The organism is Magnetospirillum fulvum MGU-K5 (assembly GCF_000442515.1).
Lineage (GTDB): Bacteria > Pseudomonadota > Alphaproteobacteria > Rhodospirillales > Magnetospirillaceae > Phaeospirillum > Phaeospirillum fulvum_B.
Map to the genome: position 1 here is coordinate 1 of NZ_AQPH01000141.1, position 2,953 is coordinate 2,953.

The following is a 2,953-nucleotide window of genomic DNA, read 5'->3' on the forward strand; positions in this document are numbered from 1 at the left end:
AACTCGTTCAGTTGCTTCAGCTGATTCTGGATCTGCTCCTGCATCGACTTCAGTTGTTCGACCGCCTGACCCAACAAGGTGCCGTCGAACACCGGCATTCCGCCGCCTAGGGCGGCCGGAGCGGTGACGGTCAAAGCGGCGGAGAGCAGCAGGGCCACTTTCAGAGGTGCGCGCGCCATTGCTCCCCCCATTTTTCCTGAAGTGCCGTGAGCTCGCGCACCGCGTCGGGGCCGGAGCGATAGAACCGCAGCGCCGGACCCAGGGGGGCGAGGTCGATATCGAGCACGGTCGATTCCTCGAAGCCGGTGGCGGCGTCGCGTTTGACCAGCAGCACCTTGCGGCCCTCGGGCGCGCCGAAGATGAAGCTCTTTTGCTCGTCGTTGAGGTTGAACGGCTCGTAGGCCGAGCGGTTGCCCTGGGGGTTGGGATAGAAGAAGAAGGTCGCGGTGTTCTCGATCACCGCGTCGGCGATGCCGGATTTGTGCAGCGCGCCGGGGTCCTGGAACGCCATGCCGACCGCGCCGCCGAACTTGCGGTATTCGCGGTACATCACCGCGGCGAGGTCACGGAAGGCGGGGTTGCGCAGCAGATTGGCGGCCTCGTCGATGAAGACGGCAAAGCCCTTGACCCGGCCTTCGCGCGCCATCCGCTCGATCGCGGTACTGATATGGGCGACGACGGGCGCGCCCAGCGCCGGATCTTCCAGCGCCTCGTTCATGTTGATGCCGGTGAGGAAGGCGCGGTCGAGGAAGCCGGACAGGCTGTCACGGGGCGCGTTGAAGGTGTTGGCGTAGAGCCCGCTTCGGCCCTTGGCATCGACCACCCAGCGGGCGAAGCTCTTGCGCGCCTCGCTGTGGGCGGGGAAGGTCAGCGGGAAGATCTGATCGAAGGTCCGGGCCTCGACCGGCAATTGGAAGGCGGTTTCGGCAACGTGGGCGAGGATGTCCTCGATCCCGGCGGTATCACCGGCCTCGCCCAGCATCAGCCTGATCAGCAGCGCCAGGCGCTGGCGGTTGATCGGGCTGTCGTCGCAATCGAGCGGGTTCAGCGCCAGGCGGTCGAACGGCTGATAGAGGCCGCCCAGCGCCTCGATCATGAAGCGGGCCCCTTCCTTACTGTCGAAGATGGTGCTGCGGATGCCCTCGAACTTGGCCAGTCCGCCCAGCAGATGCAGCACCAGGGTCGATTTGCCGGAATTGGACGGGGCGAAGACGACGAAATGCCCCAGCGCCTTGGGGGCGACCGAGCACTGAAACTGGAAGCGGTAGGCCTGACCGCTGCCGGTCATGAAGGAGCGCACCGGACCCTTGCCGTATTGGGATTCGGGCAGGCCGGTCGGCGCGTTCTCGAACGGCCACAGGGCGGCGACGTTCTCGACGAACAGCTTCAGCGGGCGCAGCAGGCGGTCGCGGTCGGGCAGTCGGTTGAACCACACCAAAGCCGCCCCCCTGGTTTCGACCGAGGCGACCACACGGCGGTCGGCCAGGATGCGGGCGACCTGAGCGGTCAAATCATTGAGCTCGGTTTCGTCGGCGGCGCGCAGCACGATGGCGAGTTGGGTCGCCACCAGGGCGGTGCGGCCTTGGGCCAGCAGCTCGATCGCGGCGGCGCATTCCCCGGCGGCCTGGGCCGAGCCGAAGGCGCTGTTGGCCCCCCGCTTCAACAGCAGCAGGGTTTTGTCGCGCCCGGTTGGCAGGGCGACCTGGGACAGTTCGATCTCGCCCGGCACCGCCATCAACTCGTGGAGCAGATGGCCCGACACCATGTCGGGCCATTCCCGCACTGCGATGATGCGGTGGAGCAGTGGAGTCGGCAGGTGGGCCGAGATCGTGCCGTCGGGGGTGAAGATCAGATCGGCGGCGGGCAGATTGGCCGAGATGTTGACCGACACCGCCCGCAGATCGGCGCGGTAATCGCCGCAGATCAGGCCGTTCAAGAACCCGGTCAGCGGGCAAGCGGCGGATTCATCAACGGGCCGGGCCAATCGTTTGGGCCGATAGCCCGCGAGCAAGGCGTGCAGTTTGTCGTCGGCTTCCTCAAGCTGGTGGGGAGCCGGGCTTTGCAGGGTGAGATACCAGGACAAAGCGAAGGCCGAGCGGTACAGCGCCGCTTCGGCCGCACCGATCTCGGTCAACGCCTGCGACGGCCAGGTCGCGGGCGAAACCGAGTCCTGGCGGCGCTTCACCCCATAGACCCGCACCGTGACGCCGCGCGCGGCGCAGGCGGCCAGGAAATCGGCGCGGCCCTGATGCAGCGCCGCCTGCTCGGCTTCGGGGCGGGTGTCGTAGGCCAGACCGTCGAGGCGGAAGGCACGCAGCACGGTGCCGGATTTAAGCCGGACGGTGAAATGATCGGGCTCGATCCGGTCGAGCTCCAGTTCGTGGCCGAGCCAGTCGAACCCAACCGAGCCAAAGGCGATCCGCCGGGCCGCCGGAACCGCAAGGGCTCCGACGGCCACGGCGGCGCTTCCCACGCCGATCGCGAGCGGCCACAGGCTCATGGCCGCGTCCTCCGGGAACGCGCGGCGGGGGACGCCCCGGCCAGCAGCCATCGACGCGGGGAGACGTTCCAGAACAGCGCCACCCCCAGGGCGACGCTGTCGATATGGCGGTCACGCCGGGCCAGCCGATAGGCGACGGACAGCCCGACCGCCAGCACCAGGGCGAAGGCGATCATCGACAATGCGATGCCGCCCAGCAGGATCGCCAGCCCATAGACCGCCACCGCCGGAGCCACCGCCAGGATCATCAGAGCAGGCGGCAAGCCGAAGATCGTGAACGGCCATTGGACATGAGTGAACACCACCGAGCGGGCCTTCATCGCCTTAGCTCTGCTTCATCACATCGATGAACCACAGGATCGCGGAGGGTCCGACCGTCACCAGCAGACCGGCGACGAAGAAGATCCAGATCCGCGACCAATCGAGCCGCTGGGTCATCGCCGCCCACAGGCC

The 2,953-nt window shown here is 67.3% G+C and carries 2 protein-coding genes; both read right to left on the reverse strand.

Annotated elements, in window-relative coordinates; translation table 11 throughout:
- Positions 1-160: 160 nt before the first annotated feature.
- Positions 161-2,500 carry a VirB4 family type IV secretion system protein gene (locus K678_RS17205; protein WP_021133761.1) on the reverse strand — a complete coding sequence of 780 codons (2,340 nt, stop codon included), beginning with the start codon at positions 2,498-2,500 and terminating at the stop codon, positions 161-163.
- Entirely contained in the window at positions 2,497-2,820 is a 324-nt protein-coding gene (locus tag K678_RS17210) for a hypothetical protein (protein ID WP_021133762.1), read from the reverse strand. The genes K678_RS17205 and K678_RS17210 overlap by 4 nt, the downstream gene beginning before the upstream one ends.
- Between the last annotated feature and the right edge of the window lie 133 nt (positions 2,821-2,953).

Bases quoted from the DNA above. Each gene is read 5' to 3' on its own strand.
- K678_RS17205 (WP_021133761.1), bottom strand. From the start codon at position 2,500: ATGAGCCTGTGGCCGCTCGCGATCGGCGTGGGAAGCGCCGCCGTGGCC.
- K678_RS17210 (WP_021133762.1), bottom strand. From the start codon at position 2,820: ATGAAGGCCCGCTCGGTGGTGTTCACTCATGTCCAATGGCCGTTCACG.